Raw genomic sequence first — 23,225 nt, forward strand, 5'->3', positions numbered from 1 at the left:
CCGATGGACATGGCGGCGCCGTTGGCCTCCTTGACCGCCGCCAGATAGGCGAGGTAGGTCCACTGCACCGCCTCGCGGCCGGTCGTCGCCGCGCGGGCCACGTCGAGGCCGTAGCCGCGCGCCATGGCGACCAGTTCGCCGAGCGCCTTGATCTGCTCGGAGATTTCCTCGCGCAGGCGCAGGGTGTCCTCGTCGATGCGGTCGACCTCCAGGGACTGGAGCTGGGCCTTCTTGTCGGCGATCAGGAAATTGGCGCCGTACAGCGCGAGACGGCGGTAGTCGCCGATGATGCGGCCGCGCCCGTAGCTGTCGGGCAGGCCGGTGATGACGCCGGACTTGCGGCAGCGCAGCATCTCGGGCGTGTAGGCGTCGAAGACGCCGTCGTTGTGGGTCTTGCGCAGCTTGGGGAAGACCTCCTCCAGCTTGGGCGAGGGGGTGAAGCCGTAGGCCTCCAGCCCGTTCTTGACCATGCGCCAGCCGCCGAACGGCATGGCGGCGCGTTTCAAGGGCTTGTCGGTCTGCAGGCCGACGATCAGCTCCAGGTCGCGGTCGATGTAGCCGGGGCCATGCGCGGTGATCGAGGAGAACAGCTCGGTGTCGGCGTCGAGCACCCCGCCCTTGGCCGCGCGCTCCGCCTTCAGCAGGTCGCTGACCTCGGCGAACAGCGCGGTGGTCTTGGCGGTGGCGCCGGCCAGGAAGGCGGAGTCGCCTTCATAGGGGGTCACGTTGGACTGGATGAAGTCGCGGACGTTGACTTCGCGCTGCCAGGTTCCGGCGGCGAAGCCGCGCCACGGGCGCACGGCGGGCTGCTGTTCCGGGGCCTCGGCGAGTCCGTCCATCAGCAGGGTATCCATGATGTCTCCTCAAGAAATAAGGCGTCGGTACGGCATCGGCCGCAGCGCTGATCGATCGTGTTGACGGCCTCGATCCATTCGGGGCCGGAAAGCCGCTGGCGTCGCCTGATGACGGGAGCGGCGATGGTGCGGGTTGCCTGCGGAAAGCGTGGAGGTCAGCCCTTGTTCGTAGTTTTACTACATACCGCTTTGCCGGCGTTTTCGCAAGAAGGAAGCCCATTTTGTGGGGGCTTGCGAGCCATTATGCCGCACCCTGTCGCGAATATTCCTCTGGTTGGGGAAGTTTCGCGTGGTTTCGGAGCAGGGAATGTCACGATTCTGTAGTTTTGCTACATGTGTTAGGCTGCGCCTCGAACAAGGAGCGGGAAGGCTCTCATGCTGGCGAGAATTGTGGCGATGCGCGACCGGATCCGCCCGTCGGAACGCAAGATGGCGGATTACGTGCTGGCCCAGCCGGGGGAGGTCATCGGCCTGTCCATGGCCGAGGCGGCGGAGCGCGTCGGCGTCAGCGAGCCGACGGTCGCGCGCTTCTGCACGGCGTTGGGATGCAGCGGCTTCCGGGAGTTCAAGATCAAGCTGGCGCAGGACATCGCCGGGGGCATGCCCTTCCTCCAGCAGGGGGGCGAGGCGTCCGGCGGCGTCGCGGGAACGGTGTTCGACCGCACCATCGCGGCGCTCGTTCAGGCGCGCAACACGCTGTCGCCCGAGGCGGTGGAGCGCGGCGCCGAACTGCTGGCCAAGGCACGGCGGATCGAATTCTACGGGTCGGGCAATTCGGGCACCGTCGCGCAGGACATCCAGCGCAAGTTCTTCCGGCTGGGCATGCCCACGGTCGCCTACAGCGACGCGCATGTCTATTTCGTGTCGGCCCTGTCGCTCGGCCCCGGCGACGCCGTGGTTGTCGTGTCCAGCTCCGGGCGCACGCGCGACATCCTGGACAGCGCGCGCAACGCCCTGTCGGTCGGGGCGGACGTGGTCGCGCTGACGCGCTCCGGTTCGCCGCTGGCGCAGCTCGCCAGCGTCAGCCTGCAGGTCGACGTCGCGGACGACTTCGACATTTATTCGCCCATGACGTCCCGGATCAGCCATCTCGTCCTCGGCGACATCCTGTCCATTGCCGTGGCGCTGCGCAAAGGCGACGCCCTGCAGGAACGGTTGGAACGCCACAAGCAAACGCTCGACACGCATCCCCTCGCCGAATAAAATACTAGTATATCAATTTGACCGCAAACACGATTAAGGGTTTGGCGCCTTGCGGAACCAAAATGTCGCAAGCCGGCCCTTCGTCGGCGTGGATCAGGCCGCGGCGCCGACCCACGCGGCCCCCGGCTTGCCCAGGAAGAAGCCGTCGGCGATTCCGGCCGGGCCGATCCGGTCGGCCAGCCGGGCATCGGCCTCGGCCGCCGCGAGCGTGCCGTCGAGGACGGCGCGGAAGAGCCGGGCCACCTCCACCATGTCCAGGCTGTGGGGGGACAGGCGGAAGCGGGTCACCCCCATGGTCCGCAGCTCGTCCAACCGCCCCGCCAGGCTGAGATAGCGGCGCGACAGGGTCTGCGTGCCGTTGACCGTCAGGAACGGCTCGCCGTCGAGCGTGTCGACGGACAGCCCGTCCGGGTCCTCGCCGCAGACGAAGCGGCAGCCGTCCTTGTGCAGCCCCTGGGCGCGCGCGTGGTAGCAGCGGGCGGAGATCGCCAGCGGCAGCCGCCCGAACACCTGCACCTCCACCGCGACGCCGAGGGTCCGGGCGGCGGCGGCCAGGGGGCGGATCGCGTCGGCCGGCAGTTCGCCCGGCAGCGTCACCGAACCGGCGCCCCGTCCCGCCAGCCACGCCAGCGTCCCTTCGTTGTAGACGTTGACGAAGGGACCGACCGCGTGCGGCCGTCCCGCCAGCAGGGCCAGCGCGCCGGTGTCGTTGGCCTCGATCGTCACGTCCCCGATGGTCAGCAGGTCGCGCACGGCTTGGCGCTCGCGCTCCGTCGTCACCAGGATGGGGCTGGAGACCACCACGCGCTTGCCGGCGGCCGTCAGCCGCTCCAGCGCTTCCGGAAGGTGCTCGGCGATGAAGGGCAGGCGCTTGGAGCAGACGATCTCGCCGACATGGACGACGTCGACCGGCGCCTCGTCGGCGACGCGCCAGTAGAAGTCGCGCCACGCGTCGGCCGTCCAGTTGAACAGGACCGGCCCCAGGGTGAGCTGTGTGTCCATGGTTCGCGAAGCCTCTTCTTATTGTTGTCCGCTTTTCAGCGCCAAGTGCGGGTGTAGGCGCCGGTGGTGCCGCGCTGGCCCTCGGTCATGCCGGCCAGCATCGGCACCTCGGCGCGCCCCGTGCGGTCGAAACCGTCGAGGGCTTGGCGGTAGGCGGCGACGGTGGCCGCGATGTAGGCCTTGCCGCGCTGCCGTCCCTCGATCTTCAGGGCGCGGACCCCGGCGGCCTTCAGTTCGGGCAGCAGGGCGACCGCGTTGAGGCTGGTCGGCTCCTCGAACAGGTAGGAGCTGCGGTCGTTGGTGACGAAGCGGCCCTTGCAAAGCGTCGGGTAGCCGGCCGGCTCCCCCTCCTCGAAGAGGTTGATGGTGAAGTCGCCGAGCCGCGAGGCCATGACGTCGCCGCGCTGTTCGTAGCGGACATGGCTGGCAGGCGAGCAGACGCCCTGCCGGTTCGGCGATTGCCCGGTCGCGTAGGAGGACAGGGAACAGCGCCCCTCCGCCATCGGGCAGAGACCGCCGAAGACGAACACCTCGGTCTCCACCCCGGTCTCGGCCGTCAGCCGGGCGATGTCCTGCACCGTCAGCACACGCGGCAGCACCACCCGGCGCACGCCGAAGACGTCCCGGTACAGCGCGACGGCGTCGGCGTTGGCGGCCGACGCCTGCACCGACAGGTGAAGCCGGAGCCTGGGGTGGCGCCGCGCCGCGTAGTCGAGCAGCCCCAGATCGGCGAGGATCACCGCGTCGGCGCCGAACTCCGCCGCCTGATCGACCGCGCGGTGCCAGGGGGCCGGGTTGCTGGCGGCCGGGTAGGTGTTGATGGCGACGAACAGCGACCGCCCGCGCCGGTGGGCGTAGGCGACGCCCTCGGCCATCTCGGTGGGGGAGAAGTTGAGGCCCGGAAAGTTCCGCGCGTTGGTTTCGTCCCGGAAGCCGCAATAGACCGAGTCGGCCCCGGCGTCCACGGCGGCGCGCAGGGCGGCGGGCGTGCCGGCCGGACAGATCAGTTCGAAGCTCGCCATCTCACCGTTCCCCGGCTTTCATCCTGGTTTCCATCCGGGCGAGCCGCTTTTCCAGCGCGCCGACCCGTCCGACCACGGGCGCGAGCAGCGCCCCCTGGAGCCCGCCCAGCGCCTCGGCGACGCGCGCCGCGTGGCGGCGGGCCATCGGTCCCAGGCGGCCGAGCGGGCCGGCGACGGCGTCCATCTCCGCCAGCACGTCGATCTCCTCGCCGTCCAGGGCGTTGCGCAGGGCGACGACCAGCGCGGTGTCGCCGGCGATGGTCAGGTCGCGCCGGAAGAACAGCGCGTCACCGTCGATGCGCCCCTCCGCAAGGTCGAGCAGCGCCGCGAAACGCCCGCGCACCGTGGCGTCGGCGGTGGTGGTCGCGACCTCGCAGAGCCGCAGCCGCAAACCCTCAGGGCCGACGCGCAGCAGCAGGCCCCAGGGCAGATCCACCGCGTCGATCAGCACGGTCGCTTGGGGCAGGGACGACACCGCCTCGGCGGCACGGGGGTGGCGGCGGACGAAGACCCCGGCCAGCCGGTCGAGGACGGGGTCGCGCAGGCGGGGGCCGACGGCGTCGGCGACGCGCAGGGCCAGCGCGGTCACGGCGGTCTCCAGCGTCCGCCCATCCGGGGCGTTCGCCATGGTGTCGTCGGAGCGTGGTGTCGGCATGGTGACTCCTCATGGACGGGCGAAGCTGCAAGCGGGGCCGCGTCAGCCTTGGGCGCCCTCGCTGAACAGGGCCAGCCTCGGGTGGCCGTTCGCCGCGAACTCGACGCCCGCGCGCTTCAGGGTTCGCGCGACGGCGAGGGCGTCGGGCAGGGGAAAGGGGCGCTCCAACCGTTCGAAGCCGGAGATCGCCTGGACGCTCGTGCCGGAGCGGCGGGCCAGCTCCTCCGGCGTCCAGTCGAGGAGATCCCGCGCGACGCGGCATTGCCGCGCGGTCAGTCCCGCCTCGTCGTCCACGAATGGGACGGAAGATGGATTGGGGGTCTTCACGTCGGTCCTGTCGGCTGTCGGCTGTCGGTTTTGCGTGGCGCCGTTTATTGGATGGACAGCTCGATCTTTCCCAAGCCGGGATAGGTCGCCACGGCGTGGCTGCCCGGCTGGATGAAGAGCGTGCCGGTGCAGGAGCCGGTGGTCACCGTGTCGCCCGCGTGCAGGCCGCCGAAGGGGCGGGCGCCGACGTTGGCGAGCCAGGTCAGCAGGCGGACCGGGTCGCTGGCGGAGTTGCCGCCGACCACCTCGGCGGCGCGCTTGCCGTCGATGTCCAGCGCGATGGGCTGCCGGACGGGGTCGATGGAGCGCCAGTCCCCGGCGGCCGCGCCGACGATGAGGGCGCCGTGGTTCCCCTGGTCGGCCAAGTGGCTGAACGGGGGCTGCGAGCCGTAGGCCGTGAACCGGGTGTCGCAGATCTCGAAGGCCGGGTGAACGGAGGCCACGGCGGCGAGCACCTCGTCGCGGGTCCACGGCTCGTCGCGGGCGGGCAGGCCGTGGGCGAGGCGGTAGACGATCTCGGCCTCGATGCCGATGACGTGGAACAGGCTGGCCGGCAGGCGGTCGGTGCCGAAGAAGAGGGTCGCCGGGTTGATCGGCGCGCAGCTCGGCTCCGCGCTGGGCGAGGCGGCGCCGACCTTCCAGGCGGTGACGCGGCCGAGCCGGCGGGCCACCTCGTTCTGGATCGCGTAGGCCTCCTCCAGGCTGGTCGGCCGGGCGGATTCGGGCAGGGCGTCGAGAAGCTTGCGGTCCCGGCGCGCGGCGAGCAGGGCTTCGACCGCTTCGGACACGAGGGCGTGGTTCATGGGGTCATCCTGATCCAGAGGGCCATGGGGGCTTCGCGTCGGCCGCCCATGAAGCGAGCGCCCCGGATGGAGCGCTCGCGGAACCGTTTCGATTGGCCGGTGCTGCGCCGGTTACTCGGCGGGGGCCACGGAACCGGGGAAGACCGGAGTGGCTTGCGCCTCGGCTTCGGCCTTCTGCTTGGCCAGATAGGCCGGCGAGAGGACACCGAAGCGGCGGGCCCACCAAGCGGTCAGGATGGGCGTCAGCAGCGAGGTGACGACGACCGAGGTGGCGACCAGCGCGGTGGCCGACGGGGCGACCGAGGCGAAGGACGGCTCGATCGAGGCGATGATCGGCGGGACGGTGACGGCGGCCCCGGCGGTGGAGGCGGCGCCGATGCCGGCGGTGCCGTTGCCCTTGGCCAGGAAGATGTCGGCCAGGACCAGGACGCTGCCCGTGACCACCATGACCGACAGGCCGAGCGCCACGCCGAGCAGGCCGGTGTTGGCGATGACGGTGAAGTTCAGGTTGTTGCCGAGCGCGAAGGCGAAGAAGGGCACCATCACCGAGACGCCCTGGCTGAAGAAGGCGCGCAGGTCCTTGTCCAGGTTGCCCAGCGCGAAGCCGATCAGGAAGGGCAGCAGCGCGCCGACCATGGTCTGCCACGGGAAGGCGGCCAGACCGGCGATGCCCAGCGTCACCATCGTCATGAAGGGGCCGGATTCCAGGCACATCAGGCAGAAGGCGCCGGCCTCCTCCTTGGTGCCGTACTGCTGCATCAGCGCCATGTACATGCCGCCGTTGGTGTCGTTCATCGCGGCGATGATCGCCAGCACCGACAGGCCGGTGAGGAAGCCGGTGGTCACGCCGTCGGCCGGGATGAAGAAGGAGGCGACGACGCCGGCCAGCGCGGCGGTGATGATCTTGACCGACACCAGCACGCCGCTCTTGCGCAGGACCAGCGGGGTGGCCTTCAGGCTGATGCTGGCGCCGATGCAGAAGAACCAGACCGACAGGATCGGCAGGGTGCCGGTGATCAGGCCGTTGGTGAAGGAGCCGAAGAACTTGCCGGTGCCCGGCGCGAAGGTGTTCAGGCAGGCGCCGAGGAACAGGGGGAGGATCATCATCCCGCCGGGGATGCGATCGATGCGACTCTTGATGTTCATGGTCGATGCTCCTTGGGCGGCCCGGCGTTGCGGACAGGCGAAGCCGCTTGGAGAATGGGTGTGGGGCGGAAGGGGGATGCGCTCAGGGCTGTCCCGTTCGTCGCCGTCGGTGTCCATGCATGGGGCGGTCGAGCCCCGTGGCCGCAGCGTCGCCCAAAAGGCGGTTCCAGTCGTTGAGCCAGATCATCGGACGCGGTCTCCATCGATCGGTCCGGGGCGGGGCCAGGAAGGGGCCGCGCCAGCCTCGGCGGATCGTGGTGAATTCGGTGGGCACCGCTCGCGGGGAGCCATGCCTCGGTTGCCACTGAATACTAGTATATTAGCGCTGCGAGGCAATGGCGAAATGGTGGATCCGGGTTGGGCCGACAGTATGTCGCACCCTTGTCGCCGGCGTGTGTTTTAAACGGAATTGTGGAGGCGTCGCCACGGTTGCCCCCACCCCCGCCCTCCCCCGCTGGGCAGGGGAGGGGGATCGGAGCTTTGTCGGCGTTCAACCTCCGTCCCCTCCCCCGCCCAGCGGCTACGGCATTCACACATCTCGCATCCGCAAAAGCGCTGCAACTTTTGGAAGCGAATAGCCCTTCTCCCCTTGCGGGAGAAGGGTTGGGATGAGGGGTATTCCGCCCAAGGCGGAAGTTTGCACCCCCTCACCCCAACCCCTCTCCCGCGAGGGGAGAGGGGCTTTCTCAACACCAGCATGCGTCCTTCATTGCCTGTGCGAGATGTGTGAATGCGCGTAGCGCCCAGCGGGGGAGGATTTAGGGTGGGGGCAAGCCGGGCGGGGCGCTGAGGCTCAGACCTTGGAAAGCTCGCTCATGGCGCCGGCCGGAATGATGGCGCCACGGTGCTGGATCACGACCGCCGCGAGTTTGTGGGCGGCGCGTGCCGACTCCACCGCGTCGCGGCCAGCCAGCCGGGCCGCGAGATAGCCGGCGCTGAAGCTGTCGCCGGCCGCCGTCGTGTCGACGACCGTGTCCACGCGCTCGGCCGGAACGTCGGTGTCGGGACCGTCCCCGGCGACGACGCAGCCGGGGGCCTCCAGCTTGAGGACGATCTCCTTCACGCCGCAGCCGCGCACGCGGTCCAGCACGGCGGCGGCATCGGCGTCGCCGTACAGGTCGCGCAGGTCGGTGACGCCGGGAAGCGCGATGTCGGTGCGCCGCAGCATGGCGTCGAAGGCGTGGCGCGCCGTGTCGATGTCCGGCCACAGGCGCGGGCGCCAGTTGGTGTCGAAGGCGACCCGCCCGCCGCGCTCGCGCACGCGGTCGAGCAGGGCGAACAACACGTCGCGCCCGCGCTCGCCCCACACGGCCAGGCTGATGCCCGACAGGTAGAGCAGGTCGTAGCGTTCCAACTCGGCCAGCAGGGCGTCGGTCTGCGGCAGCACGAAGAGGTCGCGGGCCGGGGCGGCGTCGCGCCAGTACAGGAAACGCCGCTCGCCGCTGTCGTCGGTCTCGATCATGTAGAGGCCGGGCAGCCGGCCGGGCACGCGCAGGACGTGATCGGTCCCGACGCCCTCGGCCTGCCACGCGGCGATCATTCCGGCGCTGGTCGAATCCTCGCCCAGCGCCGTGACGTAATCGACCGGAACGCCCAGCCGCGCCATGTAGACGGCGGTGTTCAGCGTGTCGCCGCCGAATCCCATGGTCAGCGAGCCGTCCGGACGCCGGAACAGCTCGATCATGCATTCGCCCAAGGACGCAACCCGGCGCCTGGAAGTACCCATCGTTCGTCCCCTAAGACGTGGTCTGTCCCTGTGACGGTCCGCCCCCCTCCCATGCGAGGAAAAGGGGCGGCCGGTCAGTGGGCGGTGTCAGTGGGCGGTGTCAGCGGTCGCCGAGTTCACGTTCGATCTCGATGGTCAGCCGCTCGGCGATCTGCACCGATTTCAGACGGTCGGCCTCGGTGAGGCCCTGCATCGGGTCGGTTTGGGCCGTGAAATGCTCCGACTGGCAGAGACGCCGGCCGGACGCGCAGACCATCACCTCGTAGCAGCGCGAATCCTCGTTGAACAGGCACTCGGACTCGAACCCCTTGGCGTCGGTTTCAGCCCAGATGATCGTCTTGCTCATTGCACGCTCCCTTATCGTCTGAGAATGCGCCCCGATGGGGCCGTTACGTCGCGTTCGCCATGGCGACGGCGGTGTCGCTCATCCGGTTGGAGAAGCCCCACTCGTTGTCGTACCAACTCATGATACGCACGAACGTCCCGTCGATCACCTTGGTCTCGTTCAGCGCGAAGATCGAGCTGCTCGGGTCGTGGTTGAAATCGGTCGACACGAGGTCTTCGCTGTAGGCGGTCAGGATGCCCTTCAGCGGGCCTTCGGCGGCGGCGTCGCTGATGGCCTTGCTGATTTCCTCCACCGTGGTGGCGCGCTTGGTGTTGAACTTGAAGTCCACCACCGAGACGTTGGGCGAGGGCACGCGGATCGAGGTGCCGTCCAGCTTGCCCTTGAGCTCCGGCAGCACCTTGCCGACGGCCTTGGCGGCGCCGGTCGAGGTCGGGATCAGGTTCAGGGCCGCCGCGCGGGCGCGGTGCAGGTCCTTGTGGTTGGTGTCGACGATGCGCTGGTCACCCGTGTAGGAGTGGATCGTCGTCATGAAGCCCTTCTCGATGCCGACCAGATTGTTCAGCACGAAGGCGACCGGCGCCAGACAGTTGGTGGTGCAGGAGGCGTTGGAGACGATGCGGTGCTCGGCCTTCAACCGGTCGTGGTTCACGCCGTAGACGACCGTGATGTCCTCGTCGGTGGCCGGGGCGGAGATCAGAACCTTCTCGGCGCCCGCTTCCAGATGCTTGGCGGCGTCGGCGCGCTTGGTGAAGAGGCCCGAGCATTCCATGGCGACCTGGATGCCCAGCTCCTTCCAGGGCAGCTTGGCCGGGTCACGTTCCTGCACGACCTTGATCTCGTGGCCGTTGACGATCAGCACGCCGCCCCCGGATTCCGAAAGGCGGGTCTCGATGGTGCCGGGGAAGCGGCCGTGGACGCTGTCGTACTTCAGCAGATGCGCGTTGGCCTTCAGATCGGCGAGGTCGTTGATCGCCACGACCTCCACGTCCTTGCGGCCGCTCTCGTAGATGGCGCGCAGAACCAGACGGCCGATGCGGCCGAACCCGTTGATCGCTACCTTGACTGCCATGATGTGTTCCAATTCTTCCGTTGCGGTCCCGCGACGGGGACCCGTTCCCGTGTTGCGCGACGAGACTGAAGCCCGTCAGGCTTGCGATGTCTTCAGCGCCGCGACGCCCGGCAGATCCTTGCCTTCCAGCCATTCCAGGAAGGCGCCGCCGGCGGCGGACACGTAGGTGAACGTGTCCTCGACCCCGGCGGCGGCCAGCGCCGCGACCGTGTCGCCGCCGCCGGCCACCGACAGCAGCGCCCCGGCCTGCGTGCGCTTGGCGACTTCGGCCGCCACCGCGTTGGTGCCGGCGTCGAAGGGGGTGATCTCGAAGGCGCCGAGCGGGCCGTTCCACACCACCGTCTTGGCGGTGCCGATCTTCTGCGCGAGCAGGGCCACCGTGGCGGGGCCGATGTCGAGCGCCATCTCCTCGGGGCCGACGGCGTTGACGGCGACGACGCGGTCCTCGGCGCCCGACTTGAACTCGGTGGCGACGACGAAGTCCACCGGCAGCAGGATTTCGCAGCCGCAGGCCTTCGCCTTGTCCATGATGGCGCGGGCCTGGTCGGCCATGTCGCGTTCGCACAAGCTGGCCCCCAGCTCGGCGCCCTGGGCGAACAGGAAGGTGTTGGCCATGCCGCCGCCCAGCGCCAGCATGTCCACCCGCGCCACCAGATTGCCGAGAAGGTCGAGCTTGGTGGAGATCTTGGCGCCGCCGACCACGGCGCAGACCGGACGCTCCGGCGTTTCCAGCGCCTTGGCCAGCGCCTCCAGCTCCTGCTGCATCAGGCGGCCGGCGGCGCTGGGCAGCCGCCGGGCGACGCCCTCGGTCGAGGCGTGGGCGCGGTGCGCGGCGGAAAAGGCGTCGTTGACGTAGAGGTCGCCCAGTTCGGCCAATTGGCTGGCGAAAGCCGGGTCGTTCTTCTCTTCCCCGGCATGGAAGCGGGTGTTTTCCAGCAGCACCACGTCGCCCGGCGACACCCCGGCGATGACGGCCTTCGCGGCCTCGCCGACGCAGGTCCCGGCGAAGGCGACGTCCTGGCCCACGGCCTTGGACAGGGCGGGCAGCACGTGGCGCAGCGAGTTCGCGGCGTCCGGGCCGGCCTTGGGGCGGCCGAAATGCGACAGGACGACGACCTTGGCACCCTTGCGGGCCAGCTCCGTCAGGGTCGGCGCCAGACGGTCGATGCGCGTGGTGTCGCTGACGGCGCCGTCCTGCATGGGAACGTTCAGGTCGGCCCGCACCAGCACCGTCTTGCCGGCCACGTTGAGGTCATCGAGGGTGTTGAACGCGGCTTCGGTCATCGGAAATGTCCTTGATTCGAGCGCTGAGGGGGGAGGCGGGTCGGGCTCTGTCGCGATCCCGTGCCCCGCACCGGACGCGATGGCGTCCGGAAGGCGCCCTCAGGAATATATATACTAATATATCAATTAAACGGGCAAGCCCAATTCCAAAAGGAAAGGGCGGGCCAGACAAGATGTCGCAGCCCGCCCTTCGAACCCTGTACCCGAACCCGCAGCGCTTATTTCAGCAGGTCGTGGACGAACATCGAGACTTCCGGAACCAGCGTCACGATCAGCAGCGTGATCCACAGCGCGGCCATGAACGGCCACATCGAGCGGACGACCTTGATGACCGGCACCTCGCCGATGGCGCAGCCCAGGTAGAACGCCGCGCCGACCGGCGGGGTGTTCAGGCCGATGGTGCAGTTCAGCAGGACGATGATGCCGAACTGGACCGGGTCCATGCCGTAATGCATGACGATCGGCAGGAAGATCGGCGTGCAGACCAGGATGTGGGCGGCCATGTCGAGGAAGATGCCGAACAGGAACAGCGCGATGTCGACCAGGATGAAGACGACCCAGGGCGTCGTGCTGATGCTGCTCAGCATCTCGCCGGCCAGCTCGGCGACGCCGTAGATGCTCATCAGGTAGCCGAACATCGTCGAGATGCCGATGAGCAGCAGCACGATGCCGGTGGTCTTGGTCGCCTTGGCGGCCGCCTTCAGGAAGTCCACCCAGGTCAGGCTGCGGTAGACGAAGACCGTCAGCAGCAGCGCGTAGAGCACGGCCACGGCGCCGGCTTCCGCCGCGGTGAACACGCCGGACAGGATGCCGCCGACGATGATGACCATGATGAACAGGCCGGGCAGCGCGACCGCCAGGCTGCGGGCGACCTCGTGCCAGCCGGGGAACCGGCCCGCCGGGTAGTTGCGGGCGCGGGCCACGAAATAGGCGGTCAGCAGGTTGGCGATCGAGAGCATGACCGCCGGAACCGCGCCGGCCATGATCAGCGAGTTCATCGAGACGATGCCGCCGGCCGCCAGCGAGTAGATGATCATGTTGTGGCTGGTGGGCATCACCGCGCCGACCAGCGAGGAATAGGTGGTGACGTTGACGGCGTAGTCGGCGTCGATGTTTTCCTTCTTCATCAGCGGGATCAGCGCCGAACCCATGGCCGAGACGTCGGCCACCGGCGAGCCGGACACGCCGCCGAACATGGTGCAGGCCACCACGTTGGTCATGCCGAGGCCGCCGCGCACATGCCCGACCATCGCCTTGGAGCAGCGGATGATGCGGTCGGCGATGCCGCCGTACATCATCAGTTCGCCCGTGAAGATGAAGAACGGGATGGTCAGGAAGGCGAAGACGTTCATGCCGGCGGCCATGCGCTGGAACACCACCGCGACCGGCAGGCCTTCATAGAGCACGGTGGCCAGCGACGACAGCCCGATGGCGAACACCACCGGCATTCCGACGATCAGCCCGAGGACGAAGGTCACGCAAAGAATGGTCAGTGCCATGACGGAACGACCTCCAGATTCAGGACGCGGGCGACGATGCGCTCGATCGCGAAGAGCACGATGAGGATGCCGCCGAGCGCCAGGGGCAGATAGGTCCAGCCCTGCGAGATCGGCAGGCCCGGGTTGACGTATTCGATCATTTCCCAGCTCAGGATTCCGCCGCCCCAGGTCATGAACAGGGCGAAGACGATCATCCCGACATAGACGACGATCTCCGCCGCGTGGCGGACCCGTTCGGGCGCGAAGGTCAGGAGCGATTCCATGCCGATGTGGCGGCCGTCGCGGACACCGACCGCCGCCGCGAGGCAGGTCACGTAGAGGACCAGCACCAGCGCCAGGATTTCGGTCCAGGTCGGCGAGTCGTTGAGGACGTAGCGGCCGTAGATCTGGATCAGCACCGCGACCAGGATGACCATCAGCCCCGCCACCGCCAATTGCAGACAGAGCTTGGACAGCTTGGCGTTGAAGCGGAAATAGGCACCCAGCGGACCCGTGACTTCAGAAGTCTTTATTCGGGGCACAGGAGGGGCGGTGAAGGGGTGCACATCCATCCAAGTATCTCCTTCGTATCCTCACACGTAAGACGTTCGACGCCTCGAGGCGTTAAGCGGTTACGGAAATTTAACCTAAAGTTGCGTTCCCCGGCGTCGGGTTTCCCACGTCGACAAGCGACATTCCAAGCTTGAGGGTGAGTTGGATTGGAGGGCGTCGGCGTCTGTTGCGGGTGAAGGCGGCAACCGGGACGGTCCCGGTTGCCCGGTGCGTCCTGTCCGTGGAACCGGCCGACCCCGTCAAGGGCCGGCCGGTTCCGCGGACCGTCAGGAGACCGATGCCGGCCCGGCCGGCGGCGTCACTTCGCCTGCTGGATCCGGACGAGGAGGTCCTTCAGCTTCGGGTCGGTCACGAACTGGTCGTAGATCGGCTTCATCGCCGCCTGGAACGGGGCCTTGTCGATGGTGATGACCTCGGCGCCCGCCTTCTCGACGATGGCGCGCGACGACACTTCCATCTCTTCCCACAGCTTGCGCATGTAGGGGACCGAGTCCTTCGCCGCCTTGCGGACCAGCGTCTTCTCTTCCGGGGTCAGGGCGTCGTAGGCGCGCTTGGACATCAGCAGCACGTCGGGAGCCATGGAATGCTCCGACAGGGTGAAGTACTTGGCGACTTCGTAGACGTGCGAGGACTGGTAGGTCGGCCAGTTGTTCTCGGCGCCGTCGATCAGGCCGGTCTTCAGGCCGGTGAAGACCTCGCCGGTCGGCATCGGCGTCGGGTTGGCGCCGAGCAGCTTCATCATCGCGACCCACACGTCCGACTGCTGGACCCGGATCTTCAGGCCCTTGAGGTCGGCCATGCTGCGGATCGGAACCTTCGTGTAGAAGGAGCGCGAGCCCGAATCGTAGAAGGCGAGGCCGACCATGCCGTGCGATTCGCAGTCGGCCAGAATCTCGTCGCCGAGCGGGCCGTCGAGAGTCGAGCGCATGTGCGCCGTGTCGCGGAAGATGAAGGGCATGATGGGCACCATCATCGCCGGGCAGATCGTGTTGAGCGTGCCGGCGTTGACGCGCAGGAACTCAAGCGCGCCGAGCTTGACCTGCTCGATGGTGTCCTTCTCGGAACCGAGCTGCGAGCTGGGGAACACGCGGATCGTGTACTTGCCGTTGGTGTCCTTCGACAGCTGCTCGCTCATGTACTGCACGGCCTTGACGGTCGGGTAGTCGCCGGGCTGCACGTCGGCCGAGCGGAACTGCTTGGCCTGCGCCTGCGCGGCGCCGAGCGCCAGAGCGCTAGCAACGCCGGCCAGCATCAGCTTCTTCATGAAACTCATGAGAATTCACTCCCGTTTTGCATTTTGCGTGGTGGCTCCCGTTCCGGATCGCCGACGCGGCGCCGGGGTGGCGTCGCGGTGTGGGGAACGGACGGTTGCAGGAAGGCTTGTGCCAGGAAGACTTGGACGCTCACCGCTCTTTCGCAGCGCTATTATTGCCGTTCGGCTTTCTTCTTCACACGGACGACCCTAGGCCACGGGCGGCTCTTCTCAGCCGACACGCCACATGGTGAAGCGGTGCCACGTCTTCGGACGAAGGTGCACCCGATCGCCGTGCCGGGTCTGTGAGTTGACGGAACGCCAGTCACAAACCGATCCGGCGGCGGGTGGTTGGTTCCGTAATTATACTAGTATATAAGAAGAGGCAACAAGCTCGAAGCTCCAGAAGGTAAGCCTACGGCGAAAATGTCGCAGAGCCGCTTCCGGGCCTCGCGGCCGGACGGCGACGGACCGCTATCGCGGGGCCGGCGCGTCGGAGGGCCGGCCGTCGCCGACCGACAGGATGCGGACAGCCACCTGCTTGGTGTAGGGGCTGGCGGCGAAATACTCGTAGGCCACGCCGTGCTCGGCCGCAAATTCCTGGAAGGCGCGGTACTCGTCCTCGCGCCAGCTGCGGTTGCCGATGTACTCGTCGAAGACCAGCACGCTGCCCGGTACGATCCGGTCCGCCAGCGCGGTCAGCACCGTGCGGGCCGAGGCGTAGATGTCGCTGTCGACGTTGACGAAGCGCAGCGGCCCGCCATGCGCGGCGAGGAAGGGGGGCAGGCTGTCCTCGAACCAGCCGACGTGCAGGCGGGCGTTGGCGCGGACCGGCGGCAGCGCGCGCCCGGTGGTCAGCACCCCGCGCGGGGCGTTCACCCAGCCTTCCGGCAACCCCTCGAACGAATCGAAGCCGTGAACCTCCTGCCCGGCGGCCTCGGCCAGATGGTCGAGCGAGGTGCCGCGCCGGACCCCGAACTCCAGCACGAGACCTGGAACGGTGGCCGCCGCCAGCGCGTGGCGCAGCAGCCGGCCGCTGCTGCCGAACAGGCGCAGGTCCGGGGCGAGGTGCGGCAGCAGAGCGGTCGCCCCGTCCACCAGCGGGCGGTGCTTGGGGGCGGGGTCGATGTGGGCGCGCTCGACGGCGCGCGCCTCCTCATGGCGGCCGAGCAGCAGCAGGGTGGCGCAGAGATAGGCCCAGTATTTGCCGTTCGCCCCGCCGCAGCGGGTGGCGCGGCGCAGCCGGCGGATCGCCTCGTCGGGGCCGTGGCCGTGCATCGCCTGGGCGTGGCTGCCGAACCAGCCGGCGGCGTGCTCCGGATCGTCGGCCAGCAGCGCCTTGAAGCGCGCCAGGGCCTCGGCGTCCCGCCCCAGGCAGGCCTCGCTCGTCGCCGCCTCGAACAGCAGGTCGATGCCGGTCTCGCCCGCGGCCAGCGCCGCGCCGGTCACGGCCAGCGCGTCGTGGTAGCGGGCGTCGCGCCGGTAGGCCCCGGCCAGCGTGGCGCGGATGCCGGGATGGCCGGGGGCGAGCCGGGCGGCCCGCTCGAACCATTCCACGGCGGGGAAGGGGGCGTTGGCCGCCTGATGGGCCTGCCCCAGATGGATCAGCGAGTCCGCGTCGCCCGGCCGGTCGGCCAGGACCCGGCGGAAGTGTTCCAGCGCCGTGGCCGGGTCGCGGTGGCCGAGATGGGCGAGGCCGAGCAGCCGGTCGCGCTCCGGCCCGGGGGGCGCCTCGGCCTTCAGGCGGCGCAGGGCGATCCGGTAGCGGCGCGCGTCGATCAGGGCGCGGGCTTCGTTGAAAATGGCGGCGGCGGAAACGGAGTCGGTCAGTGTCAAGGGATCACGGCAGGCGGTGGAACGTCCAGACGGAGGCCGGGGGCAGGTTCCGGGCGATCCAGCTGTGGCGGCGCGGTTTCAGGCGCAGCCGGCGGATCAGTTCCGGATTGACCGGGGCGAAGGGGCCGTAGGTGAATTGCACGAAAACCCCGTCCGGCGCCAGCACGGAAAAGGCGCCGCGCACGACCCGCGCCTGGACCGACAGCGGCATGGTGATCAGCGGCAGGCCCGACACCACCGCCTCGCAGCCGTCCCAACCGTGATCGTGGACGATGCGCTGGATGCGCGTCGCGTCGCCCCGCACCAGGGTGGCGCCCGGATGCAGCAGGCGGAGATGATCGGCGAAGGCCGGGTCCAGCTCGATCATCAGCAGATCCTCAGGGGAGGTGCCCTGGGCGCGCAGCGCCGCCGTCACCGGGCCGGTGCCGGGGCCAAGCTCCACCACCCGCCGGCCGGGACCGCAGCCGGCGGCCCGCGCCATCGCCCGGCACAGCTCCGGCCCGCTCGGGGTCACCGAGGCAACCTTCAAGGGTGAACGAATCCAACGTTCCACGAAGAGCTTGCGTTCCGCGAGCGACATCAACCCACCTCCGACCAGGGCCACCGGCCTGTATAACCCCTTTCTACTGGCATGCGTTTCATTGCGCCAGCGCAATGGATTTTGAACGATCGTTTAACAACCCGCGACAGCATCGCGATGAAATTTTTCGTTAATGGTTTTGACATAGGATGATTTGAATTATTGCCAATTTGGCCATCGAACGAAACGCAATTACACGGCCGGGCAAACCGGCTGCTTGGTCTCTCCGGGAGGGTGCAACCTTGAATAGCCTGCTTCTGCGGCATAAGATTCCGGGCGCGCTGGTCGCCTCGGCGGTGCTGTCGGCGGTCCTGCTCGGGACCTTCGCCTATTCGGCGGCGACCGACCGCCTGCGCGACGCCGCGCAGGACAAGCTGGTCGCGCTGGCCAACGCGCGCGGCGCCAGCGTCCAGTCCTACATCGAGGGGCTGGAGGGCGACGTGGTGCTGACCGCCGGGACGCGGTCCATGCGCGACGCCGTGGTGGCGCTGAACAACGGCTGGCGGATCGAGGCCGACCGTGGCGAGCCCGCCACCCTGCTGCGCAAGCGCTACGTCGACGACAACCCGCACCCGGCCGCCGAGCGCTACAAGCTGGAGAAGCCCGAAGGCAGCAGCATGTACGACATGGCGCATCTGCGCCTGCATTCCTGGATGATGGACCTGATGCTGCGGCGGGGCCTCGCCGACGTGCTGGTGCTGACGCCGGACGGGACGGTCCTCTACAGCACCGCCAAGGGCAAGGATTTCGGCGTTTCCGTCGGGCCGGGGCCGCTGGCCGGGATGCTGGAGGAGATCAAGCGCGACCCCAAGCCGGGCACCGCCCGCGTGGTCGATTTCACCGCCTACGCGCCGGCGGGCGGCGCGCCCTCCGCCTTCCTCGCCAGCCCGGTGGTGCTGCAGCAGCCCGACGGCGGGACGCAGACCCTGGCGGTCCTGGCCTTCCGCCTCCAGCCCGAGGGGCTGGACCGCATCATGCGCACCACCGACGGCATGGGCGACACCGGCGACACCTTCCTGATGGGCGGCGACGGCACGCTGCGCAGCACGCCGCGTTTCGCGACCGGCCAGGCCGTGCTGAAGCCCTACGAGGGCGGCGCCCGCACGGCGATCGAGACCGACGGCGACCGCATGGGCGTGGTGGAATCGGGCAACGTGCGCGGCAGCGGCCCGGCGGTGATCGCCTACCGGCCGCTGAACCATCCCACGCTGCGCTGGATGGTGCTGGCCGAGGCGGCGGTCGACGAGATCCTGGCGCCGGTGCATTCCATGCGCAACCAGATGGTCGCGGCGGGTGCCGGGTTGCTGCTGGTCGTCTGCCTGATCGGGGTGTCCTTCGCCCGCGGCATCACCCGCCCGTTGTCGGCGATGAGCGACGCCATGCAGCGTCTGGCCGACGGCGAGCGCGCGCTGGAGGTTCCCGCCCGCGAGCGCACCGACGAGGTCGGCCGGATGGCCGGCGCCATGCAGGTGTTCAAGGAGGCGCTGATCCGCGCCGACGCCCTGCACGCCGAGCAGGAGCGTGTCCGCGCCCTGCGCGAGGAGCGCACCAAGCAGCTCGAACGGGTGACCCAGAGCTTCGACGCGCGGGTCGGCGGCATCGTGCGCGCGGTGAGCGCGGCGGCCGGCGGGCTGGAGACGACCGCCAAGTCGATGAGCGACGGCGCCGACAACACCCTGCACGAGGCGACCAGCGTCGCGGCGGCGGCCGAGCAGACCGCGTCGAACGTCGGCACGGTGGCGACGGCGGCCAACCAGCTGCGCGCCTCCATCGGCGACATCGGCCGCCACATCGAGGAATCGGGCCGCATCACCCAGGCCGCCGTGGGCGCCGCCGCCCAGGCCGGCCAGACCATGCAGGTGGTGGTGGAGACCGCCAACCGCATCGGCGCGGTGGTCCAACTCATCCACGACATCGCGTCGCAGACCAACCTGCTGGCGCTGAACGCCACCATCGAGGCCGCCCGCGCCGGGGAAGCCGGCAAGGGCTTCGCCGTCGTCGCCAGCGAGGTCAAGAGCCTCGCCAACCAGACCGCCAAGGCGACCGAGGAGATCTCCGGGCAGATCGCCACCATGCAGTCGGTGACCGACGGGGCGGCGACGGCCATCGGCCAGATCGTCACGGTGATCGAGGACATGGGCCGGATTTCCGGCGTCGTCGCCAGCGCCATCGACGAGCAGGGGACGGCGACGATGGAGATCGCCACCAACGCCCAGCAGGCGGCCAAGGCCACCCAGTCGGTGACCTCGATCATCGACGGCGTCGCGCGCGCGGCCGACACCACCAAGACCACGGCGAACGAGGTGTTGGCCTCCTCGCAGGGGCTGACCCGCCAAGCCGGGCATCTGCGAACGGAAATCGAACAGTTCCTGGCCGATATCAAGGCGGCGTGAGACCATAATCCTTTTCTGTTCTGTACTTCCGCATTATTGTCTAAGGGGGCCGCGCCATCAGGACGCGGCCCCCAAAGGACGATGACGGGGAAGGGCACACAGCATCATGCCGACGCGCGGGCCTGTGAATTCGGACAAAGACGGATCGGACCTGTTCGACGACCGGGGCAAGCCGCCCCGGCTTCTTGAGCTGGACGTCGCGCTGGTTCTGGAGAACCCGCACCAGCCGCGCCGCCATTTCGACCCGGACGAGATGCAAAGCCTCGCCGACTCCATCGCCGATTACGGCATGAAGCAGCCGATCCTGGTGCAGGAGATCGTCGGCGGCTACCGGCTGGTCGCCGGGGAGCGCCGGCTGCGGGCGCACCGCATGCTGGGGCTGGCGACCATCCACGCGCTGGCGACCTCCGGCAACCCGGACGAGCTGGCGCTGGTCGAGAACGTCCAGCGGGTCGACCTCGACGCGCTGGAACTGGCCGAGGCGCTGGAACGGCTGATCGAGCGCTACAGCTACACCCAGGAGCAGCTCGGCCGCATCATCGGCAAGAGCCAGAGCAACGTCAGCCACACCCTGCGCCTCAACACCCTGCCGCCGGAGATCAAGAGCGAATACGTGGCGGCCCACCGCGACGTGTCGCGCTCCACCCTGATCGAGATCGCCTGGATCAAGGATCTGGCCGAGCAGATGGCGCTCTGGGAGCAGGTGAAGAGCGGCGACGGCACCGTGCAGGCCGCCCGCACCCGCAAGGACCACGCCAAGGAACCCAGCCTGCGCACCATGTCGGCGGTGTCGCGCTTCCTCGACGCGCTGCGGCGGGCGACGCGGCGGCTGGGCGACCCGCGCGAGCACCGCGCCTATCTGGACGATTCCCAGCGCCGCGAACTCCTCATCCTGCGTCGCCGGATCGACCTGCTGCTGGGCGAGGAGACGGAGCTGGACTGACTCCGGAGCGGTCGTTCGGGCCGGACACGGCGGAGCCGGCCGTCCCTGACAGGCATGGGGTGTGGCTTTTGGTTCGGGGGGCGCCGGTCGCCCGCCGGCGAGCGGGCCTTGTTGGGCGCTGCCCGGCGCGCGGCCGGCTGAGTCGCGCCCCGCCGCCCCGGCGGAGGCCCGTGGCGCCGGGGGACGGCGTGTTCGATGACTGGATTTTCCGGCGCCTTCCGGCGGTCGCCATGGGGGGGGCCGGTGTCGGCCGGGGGAGAAAACGGCCCGGCAAGCCGGCATGGTCCGGCAGACGTGGCGCGACCGCGTCATGCGTGACGACGCCGAAGGCAAAGCCCGGCGCTGAAGCTTTCCTGCCAAGACGAACCGCATCCGTTCCCCCTTTCCGCCGGGGCGGAGAGGCTGTTCCCAAGGGCGCGAGTCCACGGGGTGGGATGAAGCAGGACGAGACGATCAACAATTCACATCCTAAGGGATTACTGATCACAAAGTTTTTCCCTCATAGGTCTATGAAACTTCCGATAGGCGCGTTATAAGGGATTGTCTCTCGGCGAGAGAGGCGCGTCGCGTCACAGAGAATGGCGCGGATCAATCAGAAACTCCGGAGAACGACCATGTCTTTCAAGCTTGCTGGCTCGCTGGCTGTCGCCGCTTCCCTGCTGTTCGCCGCGCCCGCCCTGGCCGGTTCGACCAATGTGACCGTGACGAATCTGTCCGGTTCGATCGCCACCGTGTCCGGCGGTGCCGGCATCGGTCTTCCGACGTCCATCAACAATGGTAACTCGGGCTACGGCACGTCGAATTTCAGTTCTGGCCAGCCGGACAGCGGCGTTCTGACTGTGTCGTCTGGGTCCAAGATGTGCAGCTTCTCTTGGTCGCGGCCCGGTCAGCAGGTGAAGAATGGCCCCCTCTGCGGAACCTTGACTTCGTTCTCGACGAAGCTTGGTAGTGGGAATTGGCAATGCCCGTCCGTTGTCGTATCCCAACAGGCATCCCCCACGTGCACGGGGGGAGTTCAGTTTACTATTCAGTAATACGGCGGTGGCGGGTGCTAGCCATGGCACCCGCCTAATCGTTTCTGATGGAGGGGCGAGAATGACCGGAGGTATAACCCAATACAATGGTCCTGGCGTCACGCTTGCGGGCGGGAGCGCCTTAAAAAAATTCATGGAAAATACCGCCGCTGCGGCTAAGAAGAAAATCGAAGAAACAGGAAATGTCGAGGGGTTTAAGGCGGGGTTCGTTTCTGCCGATGGTGAGATATCCGTAAAGATCACTTCCGAGTCCGGAGTTGATGAGAAGGGGCGCTCCGGTTACGCCCTTGTTTATACAGTCGATACGTCAGATAAAGGCGCTCAGGTCGCTCATGGCGTCGGCGGTACTGGAATTATGGCAGAAGCCAAAGATGTTGATGATTTCATTTCAAGTATGGGAAAAATGAATGATGATTTGGGTACTAAATCTGGCAACATGACCGATGAAGAGTATCTCAATTATGTGAAGGAAAATTTTCCGCCGGACCAATATGAAAAAACGGTCAAGGGCATGGAGGAGTCGAAGAGGGCTTACGAGGCGCAGCAGAGAGAATTGAGCGGCGACAGTGATAAGGCCTCATCCCCGGCCTCAACTGCCACCTCGCGCCTTGACCGCATGAAAGCGCAAAGCGAGGAAGGCGCGCGGCTTGCGGAGCGGCTGTTGAAGCAGGCCGCATCGGGCCATTCGTCCCGTTCCGACGACGCCGCGACCTGGATCGCCCAGTCCGCCACGGAAAAGCCGGACCAAGCCCCTTACAAGCCCATCGATCTGAAAGCTTGATGCTGAAACGGAAACGTCCGCAACAAAATATTGCCCGCGGCCTCGTTCGCGGCGGCCGGTTGCGTTGGGGCAGCCTGTTGTGCAGGGCAGACGTGGACCTCGGTGTTCGACGCTCGAAGTGCAAGACCCCGTCGCCAATCTGATGGAGGATCGCGAATGACCGGAGCCATAACGCAATTCAATGGACCCAACGTCACGCTTGCGGGTGGGAGCGCCTTGAAGAAGTTCATGGAGAACACCGCCGTTGCCGCCAAGAAGAAGATCGAGGAGACGGGAAGCGTCGAGGGGTTCAAGGCGGGGTTCGTGTCCGCCGATGGCGAGATCTCCGTAAAGATCACGTCCAAGGCGATGGTCGAGGAAAGCGGCCGTTCCGGTTATGGTCTTTTCTATGAATTGCAGACGACCGATCAGGGCGTCGGCGTTGGTGGCGGTGGGGGAGTTGAGGGCGTCACTGCCAGCGGTGAAGAGGTCGATAATTTTCTCTCAAGCATGACGACAATGAATGACGCCATCGGCACAAAATCCGGCACGGCGACCGATGAAGAAATTCTCGAGTCCATGAAGGACAGTATGCCGCCCGACCAGTATGAGAAAGCGCGTCAGCGTATGAAGGAGTCAAAGGCGGCTGACGAGGCGCAGCAGAAGGAATTGAGTGGCAAGACTTCATCCCCGGCCTCGACGGCCACCTCGCGCCTTGACCGCATGAAAGCGCAAAGCGAGGAAGGCGCGCGGCTCGCGGAGCGGCTGTTGAAGCAGGTTGCATCGGGCCATTCGTCCCGTTCCGACGACGCCGCGACCTGGATCGCCCAGTCCGCCACGGAAAAGCCGGCCCCAGCTCCTTACAAGCCCATCGATCTGAAAGCCTGAGGCCGGGCCGGGAGCGTCCGGAACGGAAGGCTGCCCGCCACCTCGTTCGGG

Annotated in this window: 22 protein-coding genes; 6 read left to right on the forward strand and 16 right to left on the reverse strand. The window is 67.8% G+C overall.

Features of this window, described 5'->3' with window-relative positions; all coding sequences use genetic code 11:
* Nucleotides 1-854 (reverse strand): pyruvate formate lyase family protein (locus EJ913_RS28375; RefSeq protein WP_280531403.1); only part of this gene is annotated, 854 nt, incomplete at its 3' end.
* Nucleotides 855-1,229: 375 nt separating this feature from the next.
* Between EJ913_RS28375 and EJ913_RS28380 the strand changes: the two genes are divergently transcribed.
* Nucleotides 1,230-2,057, forward strand: coding sequence for a MurR/RpiR family transcriptional regulator (locus tag EJ913_RS28380; protein ID WP_127004307.1), 828 nt, complete (start codon nt 1,230-1,232; stop codon nt 2,055-2,057).
* Between the two features lie 93 nt (nt 2,058-2,150).
* Here EJ913_RS28380 and ubiV read toward each other — a convergent pair whose 3' ends face one another.
* From ubiV to EJ913_RS28460, 15 genes are all read right to left on the reverse strand, one after another.
* Entirely contained in the window at nt 2,151-3,059 is a 909-nt protein-coding gene (ubiV, locus tag EJ913_RS28385; protein ID WP_127004309.1) for a ubiquinone anaerobic biosynthesis protein UbiV, read from the reverse strand.
* Nucleotides 3,060-3,094: 35 nt separating this feature from the next.
* The gene (gene ubiU / locus EJ913_RS28390; protein WP_127004311.1) at nt 3,095-4,081 is read right to left on the reverse strand and encodes a ubiquinone anaerobic biosynthesis protein UbiU; all 987 of its coding nucleotides are present in this window, start codon (nt 4,079-4,081) and stop codon (nt 3,095-3,097) included.
* A gap of 1 nt (nt 4,082) precedes the next feature.
* Nucleotides 4,083-4,736, reverse strand: a complete 654-nt coding sequence (gene ubiT, locus EJ913_RS28395; protein ID WP_127004313.1) for a ubiquinone anaerobic biosynthesis accessory factor UbiT — start codon at nt 4,734-4,736, stop codon at nt 4,083-4,085.
* Between the two features lie 42 nt (nt 4,737-4,778).
* Nucleotides 4,779-5,063, reverse strand: coding sequence for a helix-turn-helix domain-containing protein (locus tag EJ913_RS28400; protein WP_185909984.1), 285 nt, complete (start codon nt 5,061-5,063; stop codon nt 4,779-4,781).
* Nucleotides 5,064-5,107: 44 nt separating this feature from the next.
* On the reverse strand, nt 5,108-5,866 hold the full coding sequence (locus tag EJ913_RS28405) for a 2-keto-4-pentenoate hydratase (protein ID WP_127004315.1): 759 nt from the start codon (nt 5,864-5,866) through the stop codon (nt 5,108-5,110).
* Between the two features lie 111 nt (nt 5,867-5,977).
* A complete protein-coding gene (gene kdgT, locus EJ913_RS28410; protein WP_127004317.1) occupies nt 5,978-7,012 on the reverse strand; it encodes a 2-keto-3-deoxygluconate transporter in 1,035 nt (344 codons plus the stop codon).
* A gap of 793 nt (nt 7,013-7,805) precedes the next feature.
* Nucleotides 7,806-8,738 carry a sugar kinase gene (locus tag EJ913_RS28420; protein ID WP_127004319.1) on the reverse strand — a complete coding sequence of 311 codons (933 nt, stop codon included), beginning with the start codon at nt 8,736-8,738 and terminating at the stop codon, nt 7,806-7,808.
* Between the two features lie 100 nt (nt 8,739-8,838).
* Entirely contained in the window at nt 8,839-9,084 is a 246-nt protein-coding gene (locus EJ913_RS28425; RefSeq protein ID WP_127004321.1) for a hypothetical protein, read from the reverse strand.
* Nucleotides 9,085-9,127: 43 nt separating this feature from the next.
* Entirely contained in the window at nt 9,128-10,153 is a 1,026-nt protein-coding gene (gap, locus tag EJ913_RS28430; protein ID WP_127004323.1) for a type I glyceraldehyde-3-phosphate dehydrogenase, read from the reverse strand.
* Between the two features lie 75 nt (nt 10,154-10,228).
* On the reverse strand, nt 10,229-11,437 hold the full coding sequence (locus EJ913_RS28435) for a phosphoglycerate kinase (protein WP_127004325.1): 1,209 nt from the start codon (nt 11,435-11,437) through the stop codon (nt 10,229-10,231).
* Between the two features lie 218 nt (nt 11,438-11,655).
* Complete coding sequence (locus EJ913_RS28440) at nt 11,656-12,936, reverse strand: TRAP transporter large permease (protein WP_127004327.1); 1,281 nt, start codon at nt 12,934-12,936, stop codon at nt 11,656-11,658.
* The gene (locus EJ913_RS28445; RefSeq protein WP_127004329.1) at nt 12,927-13,487 is read right to left on the reverse strand and encodes a TRAP transporter small permease; all 561 of its coding nucleotides are present in this window, start codon (nt 13,485-13,487) and stop codon (nt 12,927-12,929) included. Before EJ913_RS28445 ends, EJ913_RS28440 begins: the two co-directional genes overlap by 10 nt.
* A gap of 299 nt (nt 13,488-13,786) precedes the next feature.
* A complete protein-coding gene (locus EJ913_RS28450; protein ID WP_185909985.1) occupies nt 13,787-14,761 on the reverse strand; it encodes a TRAP transporter substrate-binding protein in 975 nt (324 codons plus the stop codon).
* A 453-nt stretch (nt 14,762-15,214) separates the two neighbouring features.
* On the reverse strand, nt 15,215-16,576 hold the full coding sequence (locus tag EJ913_RS28455) for a TylF/MycF/NovP-related O-methyltransferase (protein WP_244939535.1): 1,362 nt from the start codon (nt 16,574-16,576) through the stop codon (nt 15,215-15,217).
* 4 nt (nt 16,577-16,580) lie between these two features.
* On the reverse strand, nt 16,581-17,090 hold the full coding sequence (locus EJ913_RS28460; protein ID WP_238520906.1) for a class I SAM-dependent methyltransferase: 510 nt from the start codon (nt 17,088-17,090) through the stop codon (nt 16,581-16,583).
* A gap of 308 nt (nt 17,091-17,398) precedes the next feature.
* Between EJ913_RS28460 and EJ913_RS28465 the strand changes: the two genes are divergently transcribed.
* The 5 genes from EJ913_RS28465 (at nt 17,399) to EJ913_RS28485 (ending at nt 23,174) form a co-directional block, all read left to right on the forward strand.
* Entirely contained in the window at nt 17,399-19,549 is a 2,151-nt protein-coding gene (locus EJ913_RS28465) for a methyl-accepting chemotaxis protein (protein ID WP_127004333.1), read from the forward strand.
* Between the two features lie 124 nt (nt 19,550-19,673).
* The gene (locus EJ913_RS28470; protein ID WP_238520908.1) at nt 19,674-20,492 is read left to right on the forward strand and encodes a ParB/RepB/Spo0J family partition protein; all 819 of its coding nucleotides are present in this window, start codon (nt 19,674-19,676) and stop codon (nt 20,490-20,492) included.
* 614 nt (nt 20,493-21,106) lie between these two features.
* Nucleotides 21,107-21,526, forward strand: a complete 420-nt coding sequence (locus EJ913_RS28475; protein WP_127004337.1) for a hypothetical protein — start codon at nt 21,107-21,109, stop codon at nt 21,524-21,526.
* 61 nt (nt 21,527-21,587) lie between these two features.
* On the forward strand, nt 21,588-22,307 hold the full coding sequence (locus EJ913_RS28480; RefSeq protein WP_127004339.1) for a hypothetical protein: 720 nt from the start codon (nt 21,588-21,590) through the stop codon (nt 22,305-22,307).
* 156 nt (nt 22,308-22,463) lie between these two features.
* Complete coding sequence (locus EJ913_RS28485; RefSeq protein ID WP_127004341.1) at nt 22,464-23,174, forward strand: hypothetical protein; 711 nt, start codon at nt 22,464-22,466, stop codon at nt 23,172-23,174.
* Nucleotides 23,175-23,225: the final 51 nt, after the last annotated feature.

Source organism: Azospirillum doebereinerae (genome assembly GCF_003989665.1).
Taxonomy (GTDB): Bacteria; Pseudomonadota; Alphaproteobacteria; order Azospirillales; family Azospirillaceae; genus Azospirillum; species Azospirillum doebereinerae.

Bases quoted from the DNA above. Each gene is read 5' to 3' on its own strand.
- EJ913_RS28480 (WP_127004339.1), top strand. From the start codon at position 21,588: ATGACCGGAGGTATAACCCAATACAATGGTCCTGGCGTCACGCTTGCG.
- ubiV (WP_127004309.1), bottom strand. From the start codon at position 3,059: ATGGACACACAGCTCACCCTGGGGCCGGTCCTGTTCAACTGGACGGCC.
- EJ913_RS28420 (WP_127004319.1), bottom strand. From the start codon at position 8,738: ATGGGTACTTCCAGGCGCCGGGTTGCGTCCTTGGGCGAATGCATGATC.
- EJ913_RS28405 (WP_127004315.1), bottom strand. From the start codon at position 5,866: ATGAACCACGCCCTCGTGTCCGAAGCGGTCGAAGCCCTGCTCGCCGCG.
- EJ913_RS28440 (WP_127004327.1), bottom strand. From the start codon at position 12,936: ATGGCACTGACCATTCTTTGCGTGACCTTCGTCCTCGGGCTGATCGTC.
- EJ913_RS28425 (WP_127004321.1), bottom strand. From the start codon at position 9,084: ATGAGCAAGACGATCATCTGGGCTGAAACCGACGCCAAGGGGTTCGAG.
- gap (WP_127004323.1), bottom strand. From the start codon at position 10,153: ATGGCAGTCAAGGTAGCGATCAACGGGTTCGGCCGCATCGGCCGTCTG.
- EJ913_RS28445 (WP_127004329.1), bottom strand. From the start codon at position 13,487: ATGGATGTGCACCCCTTCACCGCCCCTCCTGTGCCCCGAATAAAGACT.
- kdgT (WP_127004317.1), bottom strand. From the start codon at position 7,012: ATGAACATCAAGAGTCGCATCGATCGCATCCCCGGCGGGATGATGATC.
- ubiU (WP_127004311.1), bottom strand. From the start codon at position 4,081: ATGGCGAGCTTCGAACTGATCTGTCCGGCCGGCACGCCCGCCGCCCTG.
- EJ913_RS28485 (WP_127004341.1), top strand. From the start codon at position 22,464: ATGACCGGAGCCATAACGCAATTCAATGGACCCAACGTCACGCTTGCG.
- EJ913_RS28475 (WP_127004337.1), top strand. From the start codon at position 21,107: ATGTCTTTCAAGCTTGCTGGCTCGCTGGCTGTCGCCGCTTCCCTGCTG.
- ubiT (WP_127004313.1), bottom strand. From the start codon at position 4,736: ATGCCGACACCACGCTCCGACGACACCATGGCGAACGCCCCGGATGGG.
- EJ913_RS28450 (WP_185909985.1), bottom strand. From the start codon at position 14,761: ATGAGTTTCATGAAGAAGCTGATGCTGGCCGGCGTTGCTAGCGCTCTG.
- EJ913_RS28380 (WP_127004307.1), top strand. From the start codon at position 1,230: ATGCTGGCGAGAATTGTGGCGATGCGCGACCGGATCCGCCCGTCGGAA.
- EJ913_RS28435 (WP_127004325.1), bottom strand. From the start codon at position 11,437: ATGACCGAAGCCGCGTTCAACACCCTCGATGACCTCAACGTGGCCGGC.